Genomic DNA, 24,311 nt, shown 5'->3' with positions numbered 1-24,311 from the left:
TGCCAAATGCGCGAAAGAGCCCATTTCCGGGTTTCTGGGGAAAAGCTTATGGCTACTGCCATGGATAACCCAGGGCCGTAGGGTGGGGGCAGCAAAATTATTTAGCCGGTCTAACAAGTTAGGATGATGCAAATGCGACGAAAGCACCTTGACGTCAGTGTCAGCCATGACGAGTTCGAAGATCTGAATAACGCTCTGGAGGACCATCGAGATGGTTTCAAGAGGATGGCCGAAGAGGCGGCCAATGGCTTCGGCTTGGAACCGGAATACTGGGAAGGGCGAGCTGCGGAAGTCGAGGGTCTGCGCGAGACGATTCACGAGCACAGTACTGACGAGCTCGAACAGGGCGAGTCTTCCACCAAAGAAGCGGACACTGGCCCCGAGGTCGAGTCGGCTCGGGATCGGGACTTCGAGTCTGATTCTCGTCAATGAACATCCGGCGCAGGCATGCCAGATGCGCTTCCTCGCACGGCAACGGTCCACCGCGATTCCGTGGTGGACCGTTGCTCCGCGGGTGCAGTTAGGCACGCTTTCGCGTGAGCACTCCCCAAATGACCAGTACGATCAACGAACCGCCGATGGCCAGAAGCCAACTGGACAGGGACCAGAACTGATCCACTCCTTCACCGAAGACGGCTGAGCCGATCCAGCCACCTACGACCGCGCCGACGATGCCCAGCAGTAAAGTAGCGAGCCATCCGCCACCCTGCTCTCCGGGTTTGATGGCCTTGGCAATAGCACCGGCTATCAGTCCCAGAACGATCCAACCTAAAATACCCATGAGCTCTCCTCCATTATTTTGTATCGGGTCTTGTTCGTCGTCGGCGACACTCGCCCCTTGTCCCGTAAGCTACCCGCAAGTAAGAGCCACTGGCTGATTGCTGGAAGATTCCTGATGGCTGAGGGAATGCGATAGGGGCGAAAACGCCATTGCGTACTACCACGTTCAGAGGGTGGGAGGCAAAAGTCCTCACGCTGCAAAAAGAGCAACATGACCCGGCTGCCGGGCTAGCAGGACGCTATCTGGCTTTATCGGAAAAGAAAAGCACTGTGTGAGCCTGAGAATGATTCATAAAGAAGAATCCTGGCAGGCATGCTTTGATAGGTGGCCGATGCCGGGGGAACGATCACTGGTGCATGGAGGGAAAAATCAGCTCGCCCCTGTTCCTCGAGGGTGTTGCGTGCAAGCACCAACGCCGTTGACAGTTACACCTGGTCTGATGCCTCAGCATGAGTTGAGGCTAGCTTACGGCTTTCGACGCCGTTCCAGTGACTGATAGAAGTTCCGGTCCGGTACGAGAACCTGCGTTTTCGCTGGAAGTCCGTTGCGCGGTGCCAAGGGCCCGGTAGCGTGGCGTGTGTACCTGATGGACAAGTTGAACGGGAGATTGCCGTGGCGCACGATAAAGCAGCACACATTGACGAAGTGGAAAAGCTTGTGGAAACCATCAAGGACATCAAGATTGCGATGCTAACGACTCATGGACCGGACGGGTTGGAAAGTCGTCCGCTGAGTGTCACCGAGGTGGGCAACGACGCGGACGTGTGGTTCTTCACTGCTGCTTCTTCGGATGTTGCCGAGCAGGTCTCCAAGGACCAGGAAGCTAACGCCGCGTTCTCGAACGACAAGTTCTGGGTGTCGCTCAGCGGCAAGGCCAATCTGGTCACGGACGTTGCCAAGAAGAAGGAACTGTGGAATTCGGCGGTGGCAGCCTTCTTCAGCCAGGAGCCCGAATCCCCGGAGGTTGTGCTCATCCAGCTGAAATCCGACTCCGCGCAATACTGGGAAAACCCCGGCGGGGTACTGAGCCTGGCCGCCAGTTGGGTCAAGGGCAAGGTAACCGGAGAAGCCGCCCATCCCGGGGATTCGGCAACCGTAGATCTGTAGCCGTGAAGGTGTGAGCGACAAGGGCGCGGAATTCGCATGAACTGCGATTTGCGTGCCCTTGGCCCTTGTATGATGTTGCGGCTATGCGGACGGCTGTCTTTCGCTTTCGACGACCTATCTGCGGTTGGGCATCTTCATGCCGGATGTACCCCGCCGGGTATCAGGGGAGTGTATCCGAGGGGCAATTCAGGAAACGTGAACGGTAGGTTGCAAGGCATCCCATCGAGCCCAGGTCCCCCAAGAAACATTAGAGGAGATCTCGGCTAGTTTTCGCATTGCGGCCGGTTGCCGGCGCCAGCCTATCGCGGCACGCGCGGGTGGCGGTCTTGACCAGCATGAGCACGAGCAGCAGGATGCCCACATAGCCGTTGACCACGTACACCACGTTGACCATCTGGCTGAACGGCACCAACAGGCCGATGACGGTTCCAAGAACCGCGAGGCCGACGGTGCTGTAGCGGAATCGAGGAGTGTTGTCCGCGAAGAACCGCGAGGATACCGTCCACAACAGCGGAACCGCAGTTGTGTAGATGCCAGCGAGGATCATCACCGAGATTCCGGAGGCGAGCACCGGGCTGATATCGGTGGCCAGCACCAGCATCGGGATCTCGGTCCCGGCTACCTTGGTGATGTTGGCCAGCAGGCCCAAGCCCACGATGATGCATGCCAGCGAGAAGGCGATGGCCCCCAGGCTTCCCCCGGCGAGCGCTTCCTTGCGGCTGCGCGCCGTCTTTCCCAGAGCAGTCAGGAACGCGGCCAGCCATAGTATGCAGAACCCGACGTAGGACAGGGCGGAGAGCACCCAGTTGCTGGAAGCCTGGGTGACATCCAGGCCCGGCAGTAGCGCATTGCCCTCGCTGATGCCGTCGCTGCCGCGGACAATTCCCATGATGCCCAGGGCAATGGCAATCACGACAATGAGCGGGCCGATCTTGCCGATGATGTCCACCAGCGAGCGCAGGCCGAACCAGACACTTGCACCGACCACGATGGACAGGGCGCCGCCGCCGATGAAGCGCGAGAGCCCGTAGTGCTCCTCGAACACGGCGCCGGCACCGGCGACCATGACGGCAAAGCTCAGGAAGACGAAGAGTATCGAGAAGTAGTCGAAGAAGCTGCCCAGTTGCTTGCCGCAGTAGTAGTGGAAGATCTGCGAGGGCTTGTCGAATTTCTTGGCTTGGCCCACCACGAAGAGCTCGATGATGACGTAGGACATGAGCGCCAGCACCAGAGCGCCGGTGCCGAAGATTCCCCAGTAGCCGTAGGACGTGAAGTACTGCAGGATTTCCTGGCCGGTGGCGAACCCGGATCCGATCAGGAAGGCAATGATTGCCCCCGCGAATGTCAGGACGCGCTTGGGGCTCAGCTTGCGGGTGCTGGCTCCGAGCGGTTGCACTGCGGTTCTGTCTGTCATGCTGAATCCGATCTGCCATCTTCTGGTTGACTGGGGATATTGATTAATATCTTATTGATATATCAGTGATCTGGTTCACACAATAGGGAAGATCGAGCTGGTGGTCAATGGTTTTGCGGAAGATTACGCGCAGGTGGTGCCAGCAGGGGAGGCGGCGCCGGCTGACGGGGGTGGCCGAGTCGTCCAGCTTCCATCCAGCAGGCGCACAGCGAACGGGAGATGGCGGCGATAGAATTGCAATTAGCCGCCGAAGCGTTCCCGGCGGACGGAAAGGCAAATCAAGCAGTGGCCCCCAGGATTCCATCGAGCAAGCACAGTGCGAACTTTCCTGCCGCTGCGCTGCCCTCGGGCCGCGGGCTGCCCTTCCTGAAGCAGATTTTCAGCTTCCTGCTGCGCGTGCTGAAGCTCAGCCACGTGCGAGTGCTCCGCTACCTCGCGGTGATCACCACTTTGCAGGCAGTTAACGGCCTGCTGGTGATCCCCGCGATCAAGTACCTCTTCGGGCTGGCGCTGGAAAATAGCAACCTGGGCAACGTCACCGACCGGACCTACACCGCGCTGCTGGCCCACCCGGTCTCGGTGCTGCTCCTGGTTGCCATTGCGGTGCTAGCACTGGGTGCGGTGAGCGTGCAGTTCGTGGCGCTGATAGTGATGGTCAACCGCCAGCAATCCGGGCAGCCTCCCAATCTTCGGGCGGTATGCCGCGAAACCGCCTCCTGCCTGCGCCGGATGCTGTCCTATCCCTCGCCGCTGATGATGGCGTACTTCTTCCTCGCCCTGCCGCTGGGCGGCCTGGGCCTGTCGTCCGTGCTGATCCAAGGTGTGGGCATCCCGCCGTTCATCACCCGCGAATACCTCAAGGCGCCGTTGAGCACGGCCCTCTACCTGCTGATGATCGGCGCGATCATCTATGCCAACCTCCGCCTGGTGCTCACCTTGCCGCTGCTGGCCGTCGGCCCGATGAAGCCGCTGGCCGCCCTGGTCGCCAGCCTGAAAGCCACCCGCCGCAACAGCCTGCGCTACCTGCTGCTGATCGGGATCCCGCTGGGTGCCAGCGCCTTATGCGCCTCGCTGCTGGTCGAGGCGCTGGTATGGATCTCGGATCTGGCCACCGGGCTGCTTAGCGAGCAGGATTCGGCGCTGGTGGCGACCCTGTGCATCGGCGTGGGCCACACGCTGGGCTTTTTGCTGATCGGGGCGGCAACCGTGATGGCGATCCAGGTCGTGGTGGCCCTGGGCCGCGAGCACCTGCAGTTGCCGGTCACCCTGCAGGAACGCTCGCAACGGCATCGCCGGGCTCAGTCCCTCTTGCCGAAGGCAGCGGCCGGATCCGCGGCCGCCGCACTGGTGCTTTCGGGCGGCCTTGCCGCCTCCCCGGCCCTGGGACAGACCGCAACCGGAGCCGGGGAGGCCAAGATCCTGGCCCATCGCGGCTATTCCGCCGGCGGGGTGGAGAACACGCTGGCCGCACTGGACGCCGCGGCAGCGCATCAGGCCGATATCGTCGAGGCTGATTTCCAGGAAACCGCGGACGGGCATTTCGTCGCCAGCCATGACACCAACCTGCTGGTGGTGGCCGGGGTGAACCAGAACATCCATGAGATGACCCTGGCCGAAGTCCGGAAGGTCACGGTCCGCGAAGGCGGCTTCACCGGGCGCATCCCCACCATGCAGGAATATCTCCAGCGCGCCGAGCAGCTGGGCATCCAGGTGCTCGTGGAACTGAAGGTCACCGGACATGAATCCAAGGACTATCTCACGCGCTTCCTTGCGCAGGCCGACGCCGCCGGAACCGCCACGGAGAATATCTACCATTCGCTGAACCCCCGTGCGGTCAAGGAAATCAAGCAGCGCCGCCCCGAGCTGCGGGTCGGGCTGACCGTTGCCATGAGCATGGGCGGACTGCCGAAGACGAAGGCCGACTTCTACACGCTGGAGCAGGCATCCTTCACCCCCGAGTTCCTGGCCCAGGCCCATGCGCTGGACCGCGAGGTGCATATCTGGACGGTGAACGACGAGTCGACCATCCGCGAGCTGCTGGGCGCCGGCGTGGACGGCATCGTCACCGACAACGTCGAGCTGGCCATCCGGGATCGCTACCTGGTGGCCAACTACCCGGCCGCGGACTACCGCGTGGGCTCCACGCTGGCCTACTTGGACATCTTCCGCTAGCCTCCGCTGCTCAGGGTGTCTCCGGGTAGGTGCCATCACCCAGATCCGGATCTGCCAGGGACTGCAGCGGATCATGCAGGAACACCCGGCGCCCGTCATTGCGCAGCCGGCGCAGCCCCTCCAGGGTCATGCGCCGGGCCACGTCGGTGAAGGAGAACACCCGGGAGATATCCACGTGCGCCGGCCCGTCGAAATCCGATTCGGCGAACAGGTCAAGCAGCTCGGCGGCGGCGGTGAACTGCACATTGCCCTGCAAGGTGAACGTCTCGCGGGTGCCCCCGCGCCGCACATCGATGACATCGAGCCGTCCATGGCTCGGGGCCAGCAGGTGCATGCCCATATCCGTGGACAGCCGTTCGAAGGCCCGCCGCGACCGCTGGCTGTTGCCGTGCGGATCCAGCCGAGGCGAGAAGGCGCCGATGCCCACCTGGTTCGGCAGCACGCCCACCAGCCCGCCGGCCACCCCGCTCTTTGCAGGAATCCCGACTCGGGTCAGCCAGTCGCCGGCTCCGTCATACATGCCGGCCACCGCCATCACCGACATGACCTGCCGGGCCGTGTCCTCATCCATGATCCGCTCGTGCGTGCACGGCTGCACCCCGCCGTTGGCCAGGGTGGCGGCCATCGCCGACAGGTCGGCCACGGTGACCAAGATGGAGCACTGCCGGGTGTAGCCGGCCACCACCTCATGCGGATCATCGGCAATGATCCCGTGCTTGCGCAGCATATGGGCCATGGACAGGTTGTGGTCGGCGGTGCCCAGCTCCGAGTTGAAGACCGCCTCGTCGATGCGCAGCTGCCGTCCGGCCAGTGCCGAGAACAGCTCGAGGGCCCGGTCGACCCGTTGCTCGCCGGTGGCGTCGGCACCGACCAGCAGCCCGTGGGCGGCGATGGCCCCGGCATTGATCATCGGGTTCTTCGGCCGGTTGGTCCCGGCTTCCAGCGACAGCTCGTTGAAGGCTTCGCCCGAGGGTTCCACCCCGATGCGCTCCAGAACCTGCTCCAGGCCGCGGTCCATGATGGCCGCGGCGTAGGCGAAGGGCTTGGAGATGGACTGGATGCTGAACTCGATGCCGGCATCCCCGGCGGTGTAGGTGCTGCCCATGGCGGTGGTCACGGCCAAGGCGAAATAGTCGGGATTGGCTTCGGCCAGCTCGGGAATGTAGCCGGCACGCTCGCCGCTGGTGTCATCGCGCAATGCGTCGAGCACTTCGCGCAGGTAATCGGGAATCGGATTCTGCATGGGTGCAATCCTCAAGATCGAATCGGACGTCAGCTCCAGCCGTACCGGTGCTGACTCCAATCTAGCCGCCCGAGGCGGGTTGCGCGGTGTTCTCTTTGCTGAACCGGGAATCGGATGCGCCGCAATCTTGTGAAATTGCTATGCGGATGCCGGGGATCTGGCAAACAAATGGAACTTTCAAGCAAAATGGGCAGCAGCATGCTGGACAATTATTGGAACACAGCAGATCGGAGGAAGATACTCCGATCGGAAGGGAATGATGGACGCTTCAGGCGACAGTAGATCTCATAGTTCCAGCCCTCTGCCCGGCAGGATTGCCGGCCAGGCTTCGAAGGACAGGGGGTGCAGATAATGGAATGGATTTCTCTGGCTTTGGCCGTGCTCCTCATTCTCGGATGCGGGCTCTTCGTAGCCGCGGAATTCGCGTTGATCACGGTTAACCGAAATCAAGTCAAGCAGGCCGCCGCCGATGGCGACCGCCGCGCCCAAGGCGTGCTCAAGGGCATGAGCACCCTGTCCACCCAGCTTTCAGGTGCCCAGCTGGGCATCACCCTGACCAACCTCGGCATCGGCTTCCTGGCCGAGCCCGCCATCGCCGCCCTCGTGGTGGGCCCGCTGCAGGATGCAGGCCTCGACGCGGCCCTGGCCCGCACGGTCTCCGTTGCCATCGCGCTGGTGCTGGCCACGATCCTGACCATGGTCTTCGGCGAGCTGGTCCCCAAGAACCTGGCCATTGCCAAGCCCTTTGCCACCGCCAAGGCGGTGGTGGGCTTCCAGCGCGGCTTCAGCACCGTCACCAAGCCTTTCCTCTCATTCTTCAACGGCAACGCCAACTGGATTGTCCGCCGGTTCGGCATCGAGCCCCAGGAAGAACTGGCCTCCACCCGCTCCGCCGAGGAACTCGTCGCGCTGGTGGGGCACTCCGCCCGCGAAGGCGTGCTGCCCTCGGAAACCGCGGAGATGCTGCGCCGCACCGTGGCCTTCGGCAACCGCCGTGGCCACGACGTGATGACCGCCCGTTCGCGGATGGCCACCGTGACCGCGCAGCAGAGCGTGGAAGACGTGCTGCAGCTGGCCGCGCAAACCGGCCATTCGCGCTTCCCGCTGGTGGCCGAGGACGGCCACCGGGTGCTGGGACTGGTGCATATCCGCGCCTTGCTCGCCGTGCCTTTCGAGCAGCGCGCGCACACCGCGGTGGGGGACTCCGCCCAACAGGCCCTGCTGGTCCCGGATACCATCGAGCTCGATGAGCTGATGGACCAGCTGCGCGGCGGCGGGATGCAGCTGGCGGTGCTGATCGACGAGACCGGCGACGTCGCCGGCATGCTGACCCTCGAAGACCTCGTGGAAGAGATCGTCGGGGAAGTGCGCGATGAGCATGACCCGCAGGACTCCAGCGTCCAGGTTCTCTCGGAGAATGCCTGGCGGCTGGATGCGGCGCTGCGCCCTGATGAAGCCAGCGAGCTGCTGGGCTGCCAGATCCCCGAGGACTCGGACTATGAGACCCTGGCCGGATTGCTGACCGTGCAGCTGGGACGCTTCGGCCAGGTCGGCGACGTGGTCACCCTCGTGGTGCCCGGCGTTCCCGGCGGACCGGACAAGCAGCTGGTATTCACCATCCACGCCACCGATGAGCAGCGGATCGCGATCGTTGACGTGGAAGTGTCCGAGCTTGATGAGGAAGAGGCCGGGCGATGAGCGATCTTATCGGAATTCTTGTGACGGTCCTGCTGCTTGCGGCGAACTTCTACTTTGTCGGCGCCGAGTTCGCGCTGATCTCTGCGCGCCGAAGCATCATCGAGCCCAAGGCGCTGGCCGGCAGTCGCAGCGCCAAGCTGACCCTGTGGGCCATCGAGAACGTCTCGCTGGTGATGGCCGGCGCCCAGCTGGGCATCACCGTGTGCTCGCTGGCACTGGGCTACGTCACCAAGCCGCTGGTGAAGTACGCGGTAGCAGGTCCCTTCGAGGCCATCGGGATTCCGGAGGGCATGATCGATGCGCTGTCCTACGCGATTGCGCTGATCGTGGTGACCTACCTGCACGTGGTGCTCGCCGAGATGGTGCCGAAGAACATGGCCCTGGCCGGTCCGGAACGCATGGCGCTGATCCTGGGCCCGAGCATGGTGGTGCTGGTGAAGATCCTGCGCCCGGTGCTGTGGCTGATGAACGCCATGGGCAACCTGGTCCTGCGGATCTTCGGGGTGGCCCCGAAGAACGAGGTGGCCAGCACGTTCACCCGCGACGAGGTTTCCTCCATGGTGGCCGAATCCCGCGAGGGCGGTGTCCTGGATGAGCAGGACGAGCAGCTGCTGATGGGCGCCCTGCACTTCGATGCGCGCAGCATCGAGTCGGTGGCGATCAGCTTCGATGAGGTGCAGACCCTGCCGGTGGATTGCACGGTGGCCGGCATCGAGGCGGCGGCCGCGCATGGCTTCTCCCGCTTCCCGCTGGTTCAGGCCGATGGCACTCCAGTGGGCTATGTGCACGTGAAGGACGTGCTGGGTGCCGATGCGCAAACCCGCGAGCGCCCGCTGCAGCCCAGCGGCATCCGCGAGCTGCCGTCCTTCGCCCCGCAGCAAAGCGTGCGCACCGCACTGCAGGAAATGCAGCTCTCCGGTGCCCACTTGGCGCTGGTGCGTGAGGGCGGAACCGGAAAGGTCACCGGCATGGTGACCTTGGAGGACATGCTTGCCGAGCTGGTCGGCCAGATCAGGGACGAGCACCGCAGCGCGCACTAGCGGCGCAACGCAGAAAGAAAGCAGTGAAATGGGGCTGGAGGCAGGACGGGAAACCGTTCAGCCTCCAGCCCCCTGCTGGTTCAGGCCGTCAGCGTGTTGTGGCGAACGGCGAATTCCGGCGCGAAAGCACCAGCGTCAGCGCCGCCCCGAGCAGTGCGAAGAACGTGGTCAGCCACCAGGTGGCATTCCAGCCTCCGGTCAGTGTCGCCGTGGCTGCGAGCAGCATCGGGCCGGTGAAATTGCCGATATTGAAGATCTGCTGGGTCAACCCCATCGAGGCAGGGGCCGAACCGCCCGGCGGTGCCAGGTCGACCACCACGCGGGTCATGGTGGTAGGGATGGTGGCCCCGGCCAGCGAGAAGAAGCCGACGCAGACCATCTGGATCAGCAGCAGCTCCGTAGGGTAGTCGATGGCGAAGGTCAGGATGGAGCTCAGCGACATCAGGGCGAAGCCGGTAAGCAGCAGGGTGCGCCCGTTGACCCCGCGCTGGAGCAGCCCGCCGCAGATGATCGCGCCCACCGCATTCAGCCCGCCGATCACGGCTGAGGCCAATCCACCGGCCACCGAATCCAGGCCGAATTCCTCGTAGATCGTGGGCAGGAACCCCACTACTGCCATCCATTGCACCGTATAGCAGCCGAAAATCAGTCCGCTGATCCACACGCGCGGTGCCCGGGCGGTGATGGCAATGCGCCGGGCAGCTTCGCGCAGGGCCGCGGAACCCGAGGGCCTATCCGCTGCCACGAACTTCAGTATCAGCGGAATGGGCAGCAGTGTGATGAACGCGAGGAGGCCCCACCACAGGTGCCAAGACAGGTGCTGGAGCACCAGTGCGGTGGAGAAGACGCCGATGAAGGTGGCCATGCCCATGTAGGCGGCCCACCACCCCACGGCCATGTTCAGGTTCCTGATCGGGGCATGCAGGCGCACGAGTCCGGGCCCCATGACGGTGGCCATGATGACACCCGCGCCTTCCAGGATGCGGGTGGCCAGCAGCAGCGGCGCGCTGGGGGACAAGGCGCCCAGCGTGCTGCCCAGCACCAGCAGCAGCAAGCCGAGGATCAGGGTGCGGCGTTGGGAGATGACTTCCGAGAGCAGGGATACTGCCAGCCCGCCGGCCATGCCGGCCACCTGGACCACGCCTAGCAGCACGCCGGAGAAGATCAGCGAGAACCCCAGTTCGTTCTGGATGACGGTCAGCGCCGGGGCGAGCTTCCAGATGTGCAGGCCTGCCACGACACCGGAGGCCACGATGATGATCCAGGCCGCGTTGGTCCGCTGCTGGACCTGCTCCATGTTGACTTGCACTGCCGCCGATGCCTCCTCGCATAGGACGCGCCAACTGGTGCTCGGCGCTACTTTCCACTTCGGATTGTGGCACGGGCCGGGCAGCGATCCGGCATTCGTGTCATTGAACGGGAAAGCCCGTGGAAGGAAATTCCGTCCGGACCCAGTAGTCCAAGACGGAATCCGCGATCGGGATGGCGCAGGCTGGCGCGTGGCGCGAGGGGGAGCGCTCCGATGGCTGTCCGGGCTGGCCCGCCGAGCTAGCCGATGTCAGTCGTCGACCGGGTTGCCTGGACAGGCCTGTCGTTGCGGACAAAGCAGGGAATTTCGTGGAGTGCCGCGCTATGGGACCAAAAAGCTACGCGAAACGGCATCAATTTCTCCGTGCGGTGCATGTTGCACAGTTCGCTGATTGTGGTTCCCGCTGGCAGTGGCGGAACTTTGGGAAAAAGCGGGCTGGGCACCGTGATGTGCCATAGCTGCAGCTCATCGGTTTGGCCGTCATCGACAACCATGAGCACTGCCCGGCCATGGACCGATACGAAGCCCATGACTTCATCTACTGGATCGGCGTATTGGGCGAATACCACCGGCGTCCCCTCGAACCAGCCGTACGAGGTGAGAAGGGTTCTTGCCTCAGGGCAATGCAAAAGTTCTTCGACGCGTTGCATGGCGCGAATACGGCGTTCGGGCATGTTCATATAATCCTCCGCTGATGGCAGCTCTCCGAAAGGGGACCGCCCACGAAACCCTGTGGCGCGAAGCCGAGGGATCCCCGGGTTTCGCCATTGGCGCTCGGTGATCATCGTGGAGTGTTCTTCTGAGAATACCTCATGACAAGCAGGTAGACACGAATTCCGCGGAGCGCAGCCGCACCCGACTAGGTCGCAGAGTCCAATTGATTGCCTGCCTTGGCGGCTTACCTTGGCCTTTCCTCCTAATGGTGGTGATATCCGGGGGATGCTGGCACGATCATCCTCAAGCCGCTATTGCCGGCTATGCAACCAGCGACACCGAAGGAGCGTCATGCATTTGCCCGTACCCCGCGGAGACCTGTCCCGAGAGCTGGCCAACGCGTTGCTGTGCAATCCCTCGGGAGAACACGCAGCCTACCTGGCAACGGTCGCGACGGGACGGTTGGCTTCGGCTTCGGATGTGCTTGACGACGGGGACCTGCAATTGAGCCTTTTCATGCTCTATGAGCTGCACTATCGGGGATTCGCAGGCGTCGATGATCGCTGGGAATGGAACCCTGGGCTGATTTCGCTTCGGGCCCAGATCGAGGAGGCTTTCGAGCAAGCACTTCGCGAGGCTGCAGGCCCGGTTCCAAGCGTGGAACCCAGCTCCTCCGAGGTGGCCCAAGCCCTGTTCGCGCTCGCTGCGAGCGATGCCGGGCCGTCAGTATCGAAATTCATCCAGCGCAAGGCCAATGCCGCCCAGGCCCGCGAATTCTTGATTCTGAAGTCGATCTACCAGCTGAAGGAAGCTGACCCGCACACCTGGGCGATCCCGAAACTCCAGGGACGTGCAAAAGCTGCAATGGTGGAGATCCAGGCCGATGAATACGGAAATGGGCATCTGCCTCGAATGCATAGCGAGCTGTTCAGGCAGACGATGAGGGGGATGGGCCTGCGTGATGACTTCGGCGCCTACATCGACCGCATTCCGGCGGTGACGCTGGCGGCGGTCAACATGATTTCGCTCTTCGGCATGCACCGGCGCCATCGGGGAGCCATCACTGGCCACCTGGCGCTGTACGAGATGACTTCCTCGATACCCCAGGCGGCTTATGCCCGCGGCTTCCGGCGCCTGGGCTATGGATCCGCGGTCACCGATTACTTCGATGAGCATGTGGAAGCTGATGCGGTCCATGAGCAGATCGCCGGCCGCGACCTGGCCGGGGGACTGGCCGAAGACGAACCGGAACTGGTCCCCGGCATACTGTTCGGAGCCCAAGCCGCGGCGGCCGTTGACGCGTTGGCCGGCGCACAGTATCTGGACGCGTGGGAAGCTGGCAGCTCGGCGTTGCTTGCCGGGGCCGGGGCCGGAGCTGGGGCAGTCGCATGAGCGGCGGGGACTGCGCCTCGGAAGCGGCCACCATTACAGTTTGCCCGCAGGGACCATTGCTGCTCAGGGGAGATTTTGAAATCGTTGATGCCGAAGGGCAATCCATCGAAGCCCGGCAAGGGCCCGTAGCGCTATGCCGCTGCGGGGGCTCCGCCATCAAGCCCTTTTGCGATGGCACGCACAAGCTCATGAAGTTCGAGCGCCCGAAATAGGGCACTCGCCCGTGCCTGCAAGCAAGGGCGCGTGGCAAACCCGCCTAGGGCTTAGGCGCCAAGCTGGCGCCCAGGGATTCCAAGGCGCCGGGGACCACGGAGAAGTAGGCCCAGACCCCGCGCTTCTCGCGGTGCAGGATCCCGGCATCCACCAGGATCTTCAAATGGTGCGAGACGGTGGGCTGCTTGAGGCCCAGCGGCTCGGGCAGGTCGCAAACGCAGGTCTCGGCTGCCTCGCTGCTGGAGACGATGGACAGGATGCGCAGGCGGTTGGGGTCGCTCAGCGCCTTGAATCGCAGTGCCAGCAGTTCGGCTTCCTCGGCGTTCAGGATTGCCTCCCCGGGGGATGGCACGCAGCAGGCATCGGCAGCCGGCGCGGTGCAGGTGCCGTCGGCAGGATTCGCGGTGGCTGTGCTCATGGACCTCGGCTCTTTTCTTGTCTTGGCGTCTTGGCCGGCGCCAGAGATTGACAAACGTCGATATGTTTCATCATACTCAAAACATCGATAATCGTCGATGTCTATTCTTGGAGTGATGATTCAGTGGCACCTGCCCCTGCGCTAGACACGGCCCCCGTGGCGGCCAAACTTTCCTTCCTGGACCGCTACCTGGCCTTGTGGATCCTGCTCGCCATGGCCGTCGGCCTGGGCCTGGGCCGTATCTTCCCGCAGCTCGGCGCCTTGCTGGACCGCTTCACCGTGGCCGGGGTGTCGGTGCCCATCGCCATCGGCCTGCTGGTCATGATGTACCCGGTGCTGGCCAAGGTGCGCTACAACGAAACCGGCCGCGTGCTGGCCGACAAGAAACTGATGGTCACCTCGCTGGTGATCAACTGGATCCTCGCCCCGGCATTCATGTTCGTGCTGGCCTGGATCTTCCTGGCTGACCTGCCGGAATACCGCACCGGGCTGATCATCGTGGGGCTGGCCCGCTGCATCGCCATGGTGTTCATCTGGAATGACCTGGCCTGCGGGGACCGCGAAGCGGCCGCCGTGCTGGTGGCCATCAACTCGGTATTCCAGGTCATCGCCTTCGGTGCCCTGGGCTGGTTCTACCTGCAGGTGCTGCCTTCCTGGCTGGGACTGGAAACCACCAGCGCGCAATTCTCCATTGCCGCGATCACCGCCTCGGTGCTGGTCTTCCTGGGCATCCCGCTGGTGGCCGGCTACCTGACCCGCACGCTGGGCGAAAAGGCCAAGGGCCGCGACTGGTACGAGGGCAAATTCCTGCCGAAGATCGGCCCGTGGGCGCTGTACGGATTGCTGTTCACCATTGTCCTGCTCTTCGCGCTGCAGGGGGACAACATCATCTCCAAGCCGCTGGATGTGCTGCGCATGGCGATCCCGCTGCTGGTCTACTTCGTGGTGGTCTTCGGCGCCGGCATGCTCATTGGCCACTGGCTGAAGCTGGGGTACCCGCGCACCACCACCTTGGCCTTCACCGCGGCCGGGAACAACTTCGAGCTGGCCATTGCGGTGGCCATCGCCACCTTCGGCGCCACCAGCGGACAGGCCCTGGCCGGGGTGGTCGGCCCGCTGATCGAGGTGCCTATCCTGGTCGCCTTGGTCTATGTCGCCCTGTGGGCCCGGAAATTCTTCCCCGCATCCAGCACCGTCACAACTTCTGCCTGAGGAAAATAACCATGACTGCAACCGAGAAGCCTTCAGTTCTCTTTGTCTGCGTGCACAACGCCGGACGCTCCCAGATGGCCGCTGCCTTCCTCTCCCACCTGTCCGAAGGGCGGATCGAGGTCCGCTCGGCCGGCTCGGCTCCCGCTGATTCGGTTAACCCGGCGGCGGTCGAGGCCATGAAGGAAGTCGGCATCGACATGTCGGCGGAAATTCCCAAGGTGCTGACCACCGAAGCGGTGCAGGACTCCGATGTGGTGATCACCATGGGCTGCGGGGACGCATGTCCATTCTTCCCGGGCAAGCGCTATGAGGACTGGAAGCTGGAGGACCCTGCAGGCCAGGGCATCGACGGCGTGCGCCCGATCCGCGATGAAATCCGCACCCGGATAGAGCGGCTCATCGCCGAACTGCTGCCAGCCAGCTAAGCGGCACCCGCCACCCGGAATCCAGCAGCCAAGGAGAAATCCATGAACCAGAACCTTCCAGTGATCGTCATTGGCGCCGGCCCCATCGGGCTGGCCACCGCAGCCAACCTGCGCGAGCGCGGGCAGGACGTGCTCGTCCTGGAAGCCGGGGACAGCGCCGGTGCCGCGATTGCCCAGTGGTCCCACATCAAGCTTTTCTCCCCATGGCGCTTCAATATCGATGCCGCGTCCCGACGGCTGCTGGAAACCCCCAGCGAAGGATATGCCGGGGATTGGGAAGAGCCGCGTATCACCAAGCTGCCTACCGGTGCGGAACTGGTCAGCGAGTACCTGCAGCCGCTGGCAGCCCACCCGGAACTGGCACCGCGCATCCGCTACGGCCACCGCGTGGTGAAGATCAGCCGCGTGCTGGCCGACGGCCGCGGCGCCGACAAGGCCCGCACCGCGAACCGCGACGACGCACCGTTTTTGGTGCGCACCGAAACCCCTGGCGGCCTGGTGGATCTGCTCGGCCGCGCCGTAGTTGACGCCAGCGGAACCTGGAACCAGCCAAGCCCGGTAGGCCGTGGCGGCATCGAGGCAATCGGCGAAGCCCAGGCACGCGAACAGGGTTTCATCACCGGCGGGCTTCCCGATCCGCTGGGCGCCGATGAGCAACAGCTGGCAGGCAAGGACCTGCTGGTGCTCGGCGCCGGGCATTCGGCGGCAAACACCATCATCGCCCTGGGCCGGTTGCAGAAGCAGTATCCGGATACCCGCATCCGCTGGGGCCTGCGCGGGGACGCCAACCCGATCCGGCTCTACGGCGGCGGAGCGGCCGACCAGCTTCCGGCCCGGGGCCAGCTGGGCACCTCGCTGCGCCGGCTGGTGGAAAACGGCCACGTGGAACTGCTGGAGAATGTCTCCGTCGCGTCGATGAACGCAGGGGAGCAGCTGGCAGTCGTGCTGGCTGATGGACGCGAGCTGGCCGTTGACCGCATTATCGCCGCCACCGGTTTCCGCCCCGATCTGCAGATGCTTTCCGAACTGCGCCTGGAGCTGGACGAATGCGTCGAGGCCCCGCGCCAGCTCGGTCCCTTGATCGATCCGGAGTTCCACAGTTGCGGAACGGTCAGCGCGCACGGCGCCAAGGAACTGGCGCACCCGGAAAAGAACTTCTACATCGTTGGCATGAAGAGCTATGGACGTGCCCCGACATTCCTGATGGCTACCGGCTACGAGCAGGTGCGCTCCATTGCCGCCGCCCTCTCCGGTGATGCGGAGGCGGCCGGCCGGGTGGAACTGGAGCTGCCGGAAACAGGTGTTTGCTCAACGGATCTGGGAGGTTCCTGCGATGCCCCGGCGGCCAGCGAATCCTCCTGCGGAACCGAACCGGCCGAACCTGCCGAAACCAGCGGCTGCTGCAGTTCGCCGCAGCCGGTGAGCCTGGGCCTGCCCACCGGAACGCTGCACGGCAATAGCGAACTGGCGGCGGGACGGTAGGCCCGCCGTTCAGCTCACCGGCACCTGGGAGCTCCCGGACTGCGCCTCCAGCTTCTTCGAAGGGCCGCGGGAACCGGCACGCCGCGGCGCCGGAATCCCTGCCACTGCCACCGCGCACACGGAGGTCAGCACCAGTGCGGCAGCCGGGGCGATGGCTGTGAACGGAGCCCGCTCGACGTAGCCGATGCCTTCGGCCAGCAGCAGACCCCACTCCGGGGTGGGCGGTTGCGCCCCGAGCCCGAGGAATCCGAGGGCAGCCAAGGCCAAAGCCACCCCGGGCAGCCGCAGCATCCCGTGCCGCAGCAATGCGGGAATCACCGCTGGCAGCAAATGCTGGATCCAGATCCTGCTCCGCGGCACCCCCGAGAGCGGAAGCCAGCGGATATGCGGCATGGCCCGCGCCTCATCAAGCAGCGAGGCCGCATGGGTGGCCAGCGGAGGCCAGCTCACCCAGAGCACGGCCAGCGCGGCACCGCCCACCGACGGGCCCATCAGGGCCGCGATGACCACCCCGGCAAGAATCGGCGGCGTCGCATTGGCAATTACCGCCGGCCCGCGCGAGATCTCGCCGGCCGCCGCCAGCAGCAGGCCGATCAGGATCGCGCCGGCCACGATCAGCAGTGCCGGGCCCACCGTGCCCAGGGTTCCGTGGGCTACCCGTGCCAGCAGATCCCTGCCGCTGGCATCCGCGCCGAAAGGCAGGCCCGGTTCCGGGGCCTGCAGCCGCCGGAATGCAATGGCATAGGGATCGCGCGGCAACCCGGAAGCCAGGATGGCCAGCAGCGCGGCGCAGGTGATCCCCGCGGTCCAGCGCTGGATCCTGCCGGTGCCGCGGGCCTCGGGCGGGGCAGGCAGCGACCCGGGCGGCAGGGCGCCTCCGCGCAGCGTGCGCCGAGCCGCCGCGGTGAGCGCCCCGATCAGCACGGCCGAGGCCGCCATCAGCAGCAGGCCTGCCTGCAGGGCGGGAATGTCCTGCGCATTGGCGGCCCCGAGCAGGTAGCGGCCGAGCCCGGGGATTGCGAAGACCTGCTCCACGGCCACCGCGCCGCCGAGCAATCCGATGAACGCCAGGCCAAGCTGGTCGATGACCGCGGCCGCGGCCCGGCGCAGCACCCCGGAAAGGATGGCCGGCGCCGGCGCCCCGGCCAGGTGCCAGATCCCGACCCAACGTTCGCCGGCCACCGCGGCAATGGCATCTGCCAGCAGCCGGCCCAGCAACCCGCCAGCCGGGATGCCCAGCGCCAGCGCGGGCAGGATTGCGGTGTCCAGCCCGGTCCACCCATAGGGCGGAAGCCATTGCAGCTGCACCGCAACCAGCACCAGCAGCATGCTGGCCAGCAGGAATTCCGGCAACGAGGTCAGCGCCACGCCCAGCGGACCGGACCCGGTCTGCCGCTGGTTGCGCAGCACGCGCAACGCCGCCGGCAGCACCAGTAGCAAGGCCACGGCCAGTGCCACCAGGACGGCGAAGGCGGTGAGCGTGGCGGAGACCGACAGGGCCCGCCAGGCTCCGGGAGCGATCGGCGCCCCGCTGACCCAGGAGCTGCCCAGATCCCCGTGCAGCACCCCGGACCACCAGTGCCAGCTGGTGGCCAGCGGTCCGCGGTCAAGGCCCAGCTGCGCGCGCACGGCGGCCAGCGCCTGTGCGGTGGGTTCCAGTTCGGCATAGCGGGCACGGAGCACCGCCGCGGCCGGATCGGTGCGCGAAAGCCAGGGCAGGGCGCCGGCCACCAGCAGCAGCGCCAGCGCGCTGAGCAGGCAGGAGGCGAAGGACGCCCAGGCGATGCGCCGCCGGCGGCGGGAGAACCAGTTCATCGGCAGCCCGGCCCCTACTCGCTGCCCAGGCGGGTCTGCGCGGTGACCAGTTCGCGTTCGCGCGGATCCTGCGCGGCGCCGTGCACGGCAGGGCTCTCGCCCTGGATCACCCGTTCGTGCAGCAGCGGGATGGCGGCGTCGGTGCCCAGGATGCGGGCCTCGGCGAGCATGATCTGCTGCTGGCGCTGCTCCCCGGCATCGGTTTGCGCGGCCCGGTCGATGGCCTGCTCCACGTCCTTGTCGCAGAGCTGGGCGATGGCGAAGCCGCCCTCGCAGGTGAAGTCCGAGGCGAAGTACGCCACCGGGTCCCCGGAATCGAGCACGGTGGCGCGGGAGAGGATGAAGGCATCGAAGGCCCCGTCCAGCGCATCGGCTTCTATGTACTGGTACTCGCGCACATCCTGCTTCACGATGAATCCGGCGGCTTCCAGCTGCTGCTGGAGGATCACCGCAACCTCTGGCAGTTCGGCGCGGTCGGTGAAGGTTCCCAGGGTGATCTCCACGTCCTGGACCTGCGCGGGTTCGGCGCGCTGGGACAGCAGCTGCCGGTACTCATCCGTTTCGCGCAGTCCGGCGGCGTAGGGCAGGGCCGGGCCGAGCAGGCCGTCGGCGAGGTCCGCCCGGGTCTCGTACACGGACTGGATGATGGCGGCCCGGTCAATGGCCTCCCGGGCCGCGGCGCGCACCGCCGGGTCGGCGAAGGGACCCTTGGCGGTGTTCAAGTACAACGTATTGGTGCGCGGCATCGGCACTTCGGTGAGCAGCTCCTGGTCCACCGGGGCGGCCTGGCCGGCCGGGATGGCCTCGACGATATCCGCTTCCCCGGTGCGCAGCGCGGCGGTGCGCGCGGTGCCATCGGGCACGAACTTCACGTCGATGCCGGCAGCCTCGGCCTTGTCGCCCCAATAATCCTCGTAGCGATCCAGCGTGGCCCCGGACATCCCGTCTACTGCCGTGATCTGGAACGGGCCGGTGCCGTGGCCTGCCGGGTCAACCCCGCTGTCGGTGTAGGCCTCGGGCGCGAAGATGGCCAGCTGCGGGCTGGAGAGCCGCTGGGGCAGCAGCGGGTCGGGATCCGCGGTGGTGATCCGCAGCCCGTGTTCCCCGAGCACCTCGACGTCCAGCGCGGTGCCGTTCAGGATGCGCGGCACCGGGGTGGAATCGATGGCCCGCTGCAGGGAGTTCGCCACCGAAGTGGCACCCAGCGGCTGCCCGTTATGGAACGTGACGCCCTTCCGGATGGAGAATTCCCAGACCAGGTCATCGATGCGTTCCCAGCTGGTCGCCAAGGCCGGTTGGGCATCCCCGGACTCATCGAGGGTGACCAGGGTTTCGGCGGTGGACCAGCGCGAGAGCTTGAACGCGTCATCGCTGAGCGGGCTGAGCCCGGAGCGGGGAGGCTGCATGTGGGCCACGGAGATGCGGCCGGTGCTGCCGGCCTGCTCGGCCGCCGCGGAGAAGCAGCCACTGAGGGCCAGCGTTCCGGCCAGCGGGATGGCGAGCAAGGCCAGTGTTTTCTTGCGGAGTCGATTCATGGGTGCGGTGTCCTTGGAAGATAAGGGGAGCGGTCAGGTGGCTTATTGGACGGGCGGTTGGATGCTGATGGTGCGCGCGCAGCACGCCGCCAGCTGCGGGTCATGGGTGATCAGCAGCAGGGCAATGCCTGAAGCTGCGGCGGTGGAAAGCAGCTGGCCGGCAACGGCCTGGGCGGTGCCAGGATCCAGGGCGCTGGTCGGTTCATCAGCCACGAGCACGCACGGCTTCACCGCCACGGCGCGGGCCAGCGCGGCCCGCTGCAGCTGCCCGCCGGAGAGCTGATGCGGACGGCGGTCCAGCAGCCCGGGGTCGAACTGGGCCAGCTCGGCGGCCTCGGTAATGAGCGTTGCCGGGTGGGCGGAGGGGAGCAGCCGGGTGATGGCGTGCTGCAGCGAGGTGCGGATGCTCCAGCGCGGCACGAAGGCGGCGGCGGGATCCTGCGGCACGCCCTGGACCAGCCGGCGGCGTGCCGCCGCATGACTGCGTTTCGGTGCGCTCCACGGCTCGCCCAGCACCCGGATCTCCCCGGAGTCCGACAGCCCCAGGCCCAGCACGATGTCGGCCAGGGTGGATTTGCCGGCACCTGATGGGCCGGTGATGGCCACGGCTTCGCCCCGCGCCAGCGTGAATCCAATGGGATCCAGGACCAGCCGGCGGGCTTCGCCGTGCCCGCGCCGTGCGCTGAGGTTGGATGCTTCCAGTGCGGGGATGCTCAAGCTGGAACTCGTTCCCCGCGCGGTGCGCTCGCACTGGGACTGGGACTGGCACTGGCGATCTTTCCGGAGTCCAGAACGAGGTGCCGGGTGGCCAGTGCCCGGGCTGCGGCCGCGTCATGGGTGGACAGCACCAGAGCCTGCCGTTCATCCAGGACCGTACCCAGCAGGTCGAGGACCAGATCGCGGGAGGGGTCATCAAGTGCGCTGGTTGGTTCATCGGCAATGATCACCGGGGCCTCGCTGAGCACTGCCAGCGCTATGGCGGCGCGTTGCGCCTGCCCTCCGGATAATTCAGCGGGACGCCGTGCGAGCAATGACGGATCACCAAGTCCCACGGCGTCCAGCGTGCTGGCAACCTGCTGCGCGCTGGCGCCGGTGGCCTTGCGCAGCTGCCGTCCCAGCGGCAGCAGGGGGTGCAGGGCATCTTGGCCGCGTTGCGGTATGCAGCCAATGCGGAGCGAGTCGGCAATGCGGGTGCCGGAGAATTCCAATCCGGGTGCCCAGTGTCCGGTGATCATGGACAGCAGCAGCGACTTGCCAGCACCCGAGGAGCCGGTGATGACCACGCGCTCGCCGGGAAGAAGCGTGAACTCCTGGATTTCAAGCAGTGCGCGGTTCTCCGCGGGCAGTCCCAGGCGTGCGTTGCGCAGGCGGAACACCGGAGCAGGCGGTTGCTGGGCGCCAGGCTGGCCGGCCGATGGGGAATTCACATAAGTCATAATGAGAATCATTATCACTTAAGCTTTTGGGGCGAGGCAAATCACCTGGACCGGCGTAAGCGGCTGGGAATGCGGTGGGATAGGTGCCGGCGGGTTTGAGAAGCGCAAAAATGTTGGGATGATGTTTGACTGGAGTTTACGAACTAGTTGAAATGCACCCCGATGATCCAGGAGCTGTTGTGCGCCCCACCCGCTTTGCCCGTCATTCACTTGCCCGCCGGGCAGGAGCAATCACCGCTTCCAGCCTTGGCTTGGCCTTGCTGCTCTCGGGCTGCGGTTCGGATTATCCGTTGGGGGAGGAGCAGCGCAAGGCCGCCGAAGCGAATACCTCCAACCTGGAAGGCACGCTGACCGGCGGCGGGTCCACCGCGCAGAACTCAGCTATGAATGCCTGGAGCACTGAATTCTCCACCCTGCACCCCAAGGTTCAGGTGCAATACGCTTCGGTTGGATCCGGCGCCGGACGCGCAGGACTGCTGGCTGGCGGTACCGAGTTCGCCGGATCCGATGCGTATCTGAAGGACGAGGAAGTCCAGCGTTCCATCGAAACTTGCGGGCCGCAGGGCGCGATCAATATTCCGGCATATATTTCCCCGATCAGCATCGCCTTCAACCTGCCGGGCATCAAGGAATTGAATATGGATGCCGAAACGATCGCCCGGATCTTCTCCGGCGAGATCCGTTCTTGGCAGGACCCTGCCATCGCCAAGCTGAACCCCGAGGTGGAGCTGCCCGACATCCCGGTAACCGGGGTGGCCCGTGCCGATGACTCGGGCACCACGGAGAATTTCACCGAATACCTGCATAGCGTGGTTCCCGAGGTATGGACCCATGAGCCCGATGGCGGCTGGCCGGATGCCACTGGCCTGGAGAAAGCCCAGGGCAATGCCGGTGTGGTCACCACTGTGACCCGCGCTGTCGGAGCGGTCACCTACGCCGACGATTCGCTGGTGGATCAGTCGCTGGGCAAGGTGAAGCTGAAGGTCGGAGATGAATTCGTCGCCGTCAGCGGGGAAGCCGCGGCCAAGGCCGTGGCCGAATCCGAGCGTGTCGAAGGACGCGGGGAGCACGATATCGCCCTGGAACTTGACCGGAAGACCACCGCCGAAGGCGCCTACCCGATGGTGCTGGTCTCCTACCTGCTGTTCTGCAGTGGTTATGAGGATCCGCAGACCGTGGAACTGGTCAAGACCTTCGGGCAGTACGTGGTCAGTGATCAGGGGCAGAAGACGGCGGCCGACTCGGCCAAGAGCGCGCCCATGCCACAGCAGCTGGCAAAGGAAGCCCGCGAGGCCATCGATTCGATCACTGTGCGCTAGCAGGGCCGTTGACCAGTCTTGCTGCATCCGTCCGAGGGGCGGATGCAGCAAGACTTGCTACGCGCGCGAGGCGGCTGCCGCTCGGTACAGGCGATTTCGCGCCCCGAGGAGCATCGCGCCGATGGATGCGGCCAGCAGTGAGCCGCACAGCACCCCGACCTTGACATACTGCGCTTCATCCGCGCCTTGGCCGAAGGCCAGTTCGCCTACCAGCAGGGAGACGGTGAAGCCGATGCCGGCCACGAAGGAAAGGCCCAGCACGTCCGGCCACTTGATGCTGCTATCCATCTTGATTCCGGGAATCCTGGTGACCAGGAAAGTGGAGCAGGTGATTCCAATCGACTTGCCCAGGACAAGTCCGAAGATGATGCCCAGCGCAACCGGACTCAGCAGCGATTCTCCCAAGCCGGAAAGGCCCCCGAGTGGAACCCCGGCCGCGAAGAAGGCGAACAGGGGAATTGCGAAGATCGATGAGGGAATGGACCATCGGTCGGCGAAATGGGCGGCCAGTCCCTCATGGATTTCGTCGCCCTGTTCGTTGGTTCCGATTCGGACATGGGCTCGCTGGGTAGCCACTACCGGAACCATGAAGCCCAGCAGTACGCCGGCTACCGTGGCATGGATTCCCGAGGCGTGCACCAATGCCCAGACGGCTACCCCGAGCGGGATGAGGATCCACCAGGCGCGGACCCCGCGCTGCACGGCGAAAGCAAACGCGGCTAGCGGGAGCAGGGCGATGAACAGCGGCAGCCACGACAGGTTCTCGGTGTAGAAGATGGCGATGATGGAAATGGCCAGGAGGTCATCGACCACCGCCAGGGTGAGCAGGAAAGTGCGCAGGGCCGGTGGGAGGAACTTGCCCACGACGGCGATAACGGCAATTGCGAAGGCGATGTCAGTGGCCGCGGGAATCGCCCAGCCGTTGATGGCGGAGCTGCCCGCAGCGGAGATGGCAAGGACGTAGAACAGTGCAGGCAGCGCCACGCCTCCCACGGCGGCCGCGACGGGAACGATCGCCGTGCGCGGATTGCGCAATTTGCCGACAACGAATTCTTCTTTGAGCTCCAGGCCGACGACAAAGAAGAAGATGGCGAGCAAGCCGTCTGCGGCCCAAGATCCTACCGAGAGGTTCAGATGCAGGGCCTCGGGGCCGAAACGGAAATCGCGCAGCCCCTCGTACCAGAGGGCTGCCGGGGAATTGGCCAGGATCAGTGCGGCGAGGGTGGCGCAGAGCAGCAGCAGTCCGCCCATCGAATCCTGCTTGAGGGTCTGGTGGATACCGCGCCAGATGGCGTGGGGTGCTTGGCGGGATACGCCAGTTGAAGGGTATGGCAAGGTAACGGGTCTTTCTGGGATCCGGGAAGAAGGGGCACGAGGGCGCGCGGAATCCACGAAAGAAAGAACAGGTGGTGGGACCGCGCAATTAGTGGCGCGGTGGCGGGCAGCCGGCGATCTCGCCGTGGGCGTTGGTTCCCCAGGAACTCAACCACCCGTTGGTGCCGTTGGCAAGTTTGGTCAGCAGTTTCCCCTTGGGGAAAACGGCAGCGCGAAGCCGCTGCGCATGCGTTGAAAGGACCAAAGCCATGCTTCCATTCTACAGATCGACGATGCTCTGGCGTAACCCGGAACGGCCCAGCTGCTTCGGG

23 protein-coding genes are annotated in these 24,311 nt (G+C 65.0%); 11 read left to right on the top strand and 12 right to left on the bottom strand.

All coding sequences use genetic code 11. The features are described 5' to 3' along the window. The first annotated feature begins 132 nt into the window (after positions 1–132). Positions 133–432: a hypothetical protein gene (locus BKX98_RS09370; RefSeq protein WP_073707024.1), complete on the top strand. Its 300-nt coding sequence runs from the start codon at positions 133–135 to the stop codon at positions 430–432. A gap of 88 nt (positions 433–520) precedes the next feature. Here the strand turns inward: BKX98_RS09370 and BKX98_RS09365 are convergent, their stop codons facing one another. Continuing rightward, the gene (locus tag BKX98_RS09365; protein ID WP_066142438.1) at positions 521–781 is read right to left on the bottom strand and encodes a GlsB/YeaQ/YmgE family stress response membrane protein; all 261 of its coding nucleotides are present in this window, start codon (positions 779–781) and stop codon (positions 521–523) included. Positions 782–1,393: 612 nt separating this feature from the next. Between BKX98_RS09365 and BKX98_RS09360 the strand changes: the two genes are divergently transcribed. Then, positions 1,394–1,888, top strand: coding sequence for a pyridoxamine 5'-phosphate oxidase family protein (locus BKX98_RS09360; protein WP_233125326.1), 495 nt, complete (start codon positions 1,394–1,396; stop codon positions 1,886–1,888). Positions 1,889–2,135: 247 nt separating this feature from the next. Here BKX98_RS09360 and BKX98_RS09355 read toward each other — a convergent pair whose 3' ends face one another. Continuing rightward, a complete protein-coding gene (locus tag BKX98_RS09355; protein WP_073707023.1) occupies positions 2,136–3,302 on the bottom strand; it encodes a hypothetical protein in 1,167 nt (388 codons plus the stop codon). A 285-nt stretch (positions 3,303–3,587) separates the two neighbouring features. Between BKX98_RS09355 and BKX98_RS09350 the strand changes: the two genes are divergently transcribed. Next, positions 3,588–5,474 carry a glycerophosphoryl diester phosphodiesterase membrane domain-containing protein gene (locus BKX98_RS09350; RefSeq protein WP_073707022.1) on the top strand — a complete coding sequence of 629 codons (1,887 nt, stop codon included), beginning with the start codon at positions 3,588–3,590 and terminating at the stop codon, positions 5,472–5,474. A gap of 10 nt (positions 5,475–5,484) precedes the next feature. Here the strand turns inward: BKX98_RS09350 and BKX98_RS09345 are convergent, their stop codons facing one another. After that, the gene (locus BKX98_RS09345; RefSeq protein ID WP_073707021.1) at positions 5,485–6,717 is read right to left on the bottom strand and encodes a glutaminase; all 1,233 of its coding nucleotides are present in this window, start codon (positions 6,715–6,717) and stop codon (positions 5,485–5,487) included. A 351-nt stretch (positions 6,718–7,068) separates the two neighbouring features. Between BKX98_RS09345 and BKX98_RS09340 the strand changes: the two genes are divergently transcribed. Together BKX98_RS09340 and BKX98_RS09335 are read left to right on the top strand one after the other, a co-directional pair. Beyond that, positions 7,069–8,415, top strand: a complete 1,347-nt coding sequence (locus BKX98_RS09340; protein ID WP_073707020.1) for a hemolysin family protein — start codon at positions 7,069–7,071, stop codon at positions 8,413–8,415. After that, positions 8,412–9,455 (top strand): hemolysin family protein, encoded by a 1,044-nt coding sequence (locus tag BKX98_RS09335; RefSeq protein WP_073707019.1) that lies wholly within the window; start codon positions 8,412–8,414, stop codon positions 9,453–9,455. Before BKX98_RS09340 ends, BKX98_RS09335 begins: the two co-directional genes overlap by 4 nt. Before the next feature lie 88 nt (positions 9,456–9,543). Here the strand turns inward: BKX98_RS09335 and BKX98_RS09330 are convergent, their stop codons facing one another. Together BKX98_RS09330 and BKX98_RS09325 are read right to left on the bottom strand one after the other, a co-directional pair. Next, complete coding sequence (locus tag BKX98_RS09330) at positions 9,544–10,764, bottom strand: CynX/NimT family MFS transporter (RefSeq protein WP_233125325.1); 1,221 nt, start codon at positions 10,762–10,764, stop codon at positions 9,544–9,546. 239 nt (positions 10,765–11,003) lie between these two features. Then, positions 11,004–11,438, bottom strand: a complete 435-nt coding sequence (locus BKX98_RS09325) for a hypothetical protein (protein ID WP_073707246.1) — start codon at positions 11,436–11,438, stop codon at positions 11,004–11,006. 331 nt (positions 11,439–11,769) lie between these two features. Here BKX98_RS09325 and BKX98_RS09320 point away from each other — a divergent pair, with 331 nt between their 5' ends. Then, positions 11,770–12,810: an iron-containing redox enzyme family protein gene (locus BKX98_RS09320; protein ID WP_073707018.1), complete on the top strand. Its 1,041-nt coding sequence runs from the start codon at positions 11,770–11,772 to the stop codon at positions 12,808–12,810. Further along, the gene (locus BKX98_RS09315) at positions 12,807–13,022 is read left to right on the top strand and encodes a CDGSH iron-sulfur domain-containing protein (protein WP_038992980.1); all 216 of its coding nucleotides are present in this window, start codon (positions 12,807–12,809) and stop codon (positions 13,020–13,022) included. The genes BKX98_RS09320 and BKX98_RS09315 overlap by 4 nt, the downstream gene beginning before the upstream one ends. Before the next feature lie 44 nt (positions 13,023–13,066). Here BKX98_RS09315 and BKX98_RS09310 read toward each other — a convergent pair whose 3' ends face one another. Next, positions 13,067–13,441, bottom strand: a complete 375-nt coding sequence (locus tag BKX98_RS09310) for a helix-turn-helix transcriptional regulator (RefSeq protein ID WP_073707017.1) — start codon at positions 13,439–13,441, stop codon at positions 13,067–13,069. A 156-nt stretch (positions 13,442–13,597) separates the two neighbouring features. On the opposite strand from BKX98_RS09310, the gene arsB reads away from it, so the two are divergent. The 3 genes from arsB to BKX98_RS09295 are packed head-to-tail and all read left to right on the top strand — an operon-like array spanning position 13,598 to position 16,560. Further along, complete coding sequence (gene arsB, locus BKX98_RS09305) at positions 13,598–14,653, top strand: ACR3 family arsenite efflux transporter (protein ID WP_255372328.1); 1,056 nt, start codon at positions 13,598–13,600, stop codon at positions 14,651–14,653. Positions 14,654–14,664: 11 nt separating this feature from the next. Then, positions 14,665–15,078, top strand: a complete 414-nt coding sequence (locus BKX98_RS09300) for an arsenate reductase ArsC (RefSeq protein ID WP_073707016.1) — start codon at positions 14,665–14,667, stop codon at positions 15,076–15,078. A 42-nt stretch (positions 15,079–15,120) separates the two neighbouring features. Next, a complete protein-coding gene (locus BKX98_RS09295) occupies positions 15,121–16,560 on the top strand; it encodes an FAD-dependent oxidoreductase (RefSeq protein WP_073707015.1) in 1,440 nt (479 codons plus the stop codon). A gap of 9 nt (positions 16,561–16,569) precedes the next feature. Here the strand turns inward: BKX98_RS09295 and BKX98_RS09290 are convergent, their stop codons facing one another. From BKX98_RS09290 to BKX98_RS09275, 4 genes are read right to left on the bottom strand one after another with little or no spacing between them, the layout of a single operon-like run. Beyond that, positions 16,570–18,375: an ABC transporter permease subunit gene (locus BKX98_RS09290; RefSeq protein ID WP_073707014.1), complete on the bottom strand. Its 1,806-nt coding sequence runs from the start codon at positions 18,373–18,375 to the stop codon at positions 16,570–16,572. Positions 18,376–18,389: 14 nt separating this feature from the next. Beyond that, positions 18,390–19,910 carry an ABC transporter substrate-binding protein gene (locus BKX98_RS09285; protein WP_073707013.1) on the bottom strand — a complete coding sequence of 507 codons (1,521 nt, stop codon included), beginning with the start codon at positions 19,908–19,910 and terminating at the stop codon, positions 18,390–18,392. Positions 19,911–19,952: 42 nt separating this feature from the next. After that, positions 19,953–20,627: an ATP-binding cassette domain-containing protein gene (locus tag BKX98_RS09280; RefSeq protein ID WP_073707012.1), complete on the bottom strand. Its 675-nt coding sequence runs from the start codon at positions 20,625–20,627 to the stop codon at positions 19,953–19,955. After that, on the bottom strand, positions 20,624–21,346 hold the full coding sequence (locus BKX98_RS09275) for an ATP-binding cassette domain-containing protein (protein WP_073707011.1): 723 nt from the start codon (positions 21,344–21,346) through the stop codon (positions 20,624–20,626). The genes BKX98_RS09280 and BKX98_RS09275 overlap by 4 nt, the downstream gene beginning before the upstream one ends. Before the next feature lie 179 nt (positions 21,347–21,525). Here BKX98_RS09275 and pstS point away from each other — a divergent pair, with 179 nt between their 5' ends. Continuing rightward, positions 21,526–22,665 carry a phosphate ABC transporter substrate-binding protein PstS gene (pstS, locus tag BKX98_RS09270; protein ID WP_073707010.1) on the top strand — a complete coding sequence of 380 codons (1,140 nt, stop codon included), beginning with the start codon at positions 21,526–21,528 and terminating at the stop codon, positions 22,663–22,665. Between the two features lie 57 nt (positions 22,666–22,722). Here pstS and nhaA read toward each other — a convergent pair whose 3' ends face one another. Next, positions 22,723–24,000 carry a Na+/H+ antiporter NhaA gene (nhaA, locus tag BKX98_RS09265; protein ID WP_073707009.1) on the bottom strand — a complete coding sequence of 426 codons (1,278 nt, stop codon included), beginning with the start codon at positions 23,998–24,000 and terminating at the stop codon, positions 22,723–22,725. Positions 24,001–24,088: 88 nt separating this feature from the next. Beyond that, entirely contained in the window at positions 24,089–24,250 is a 162-nt protein-coding gene (locus tag BKX98_RS17120; protein ID WP_198934358.1) for a hypothetical protein, read from the bottom strand. Between the last annotated feature and the right edge of the window lie 61 nt (positions 24,251–24,311).

Source organism: Glutamicibacter sp. 0426, from assembly GCF_001906485.1.
Taxonomy (GTDB): domain Bacteria; phylum Actinomycetota; class Actinomycetes; order Actinomycetales; family Micrococcaceae; genus Glutamicibacter; species Glutamicibacter nicotianae.
Note: the sequence above shows the minus strand (reverse complement) of the source record. Positions and strands in the feature narration are given on the sequence as shown.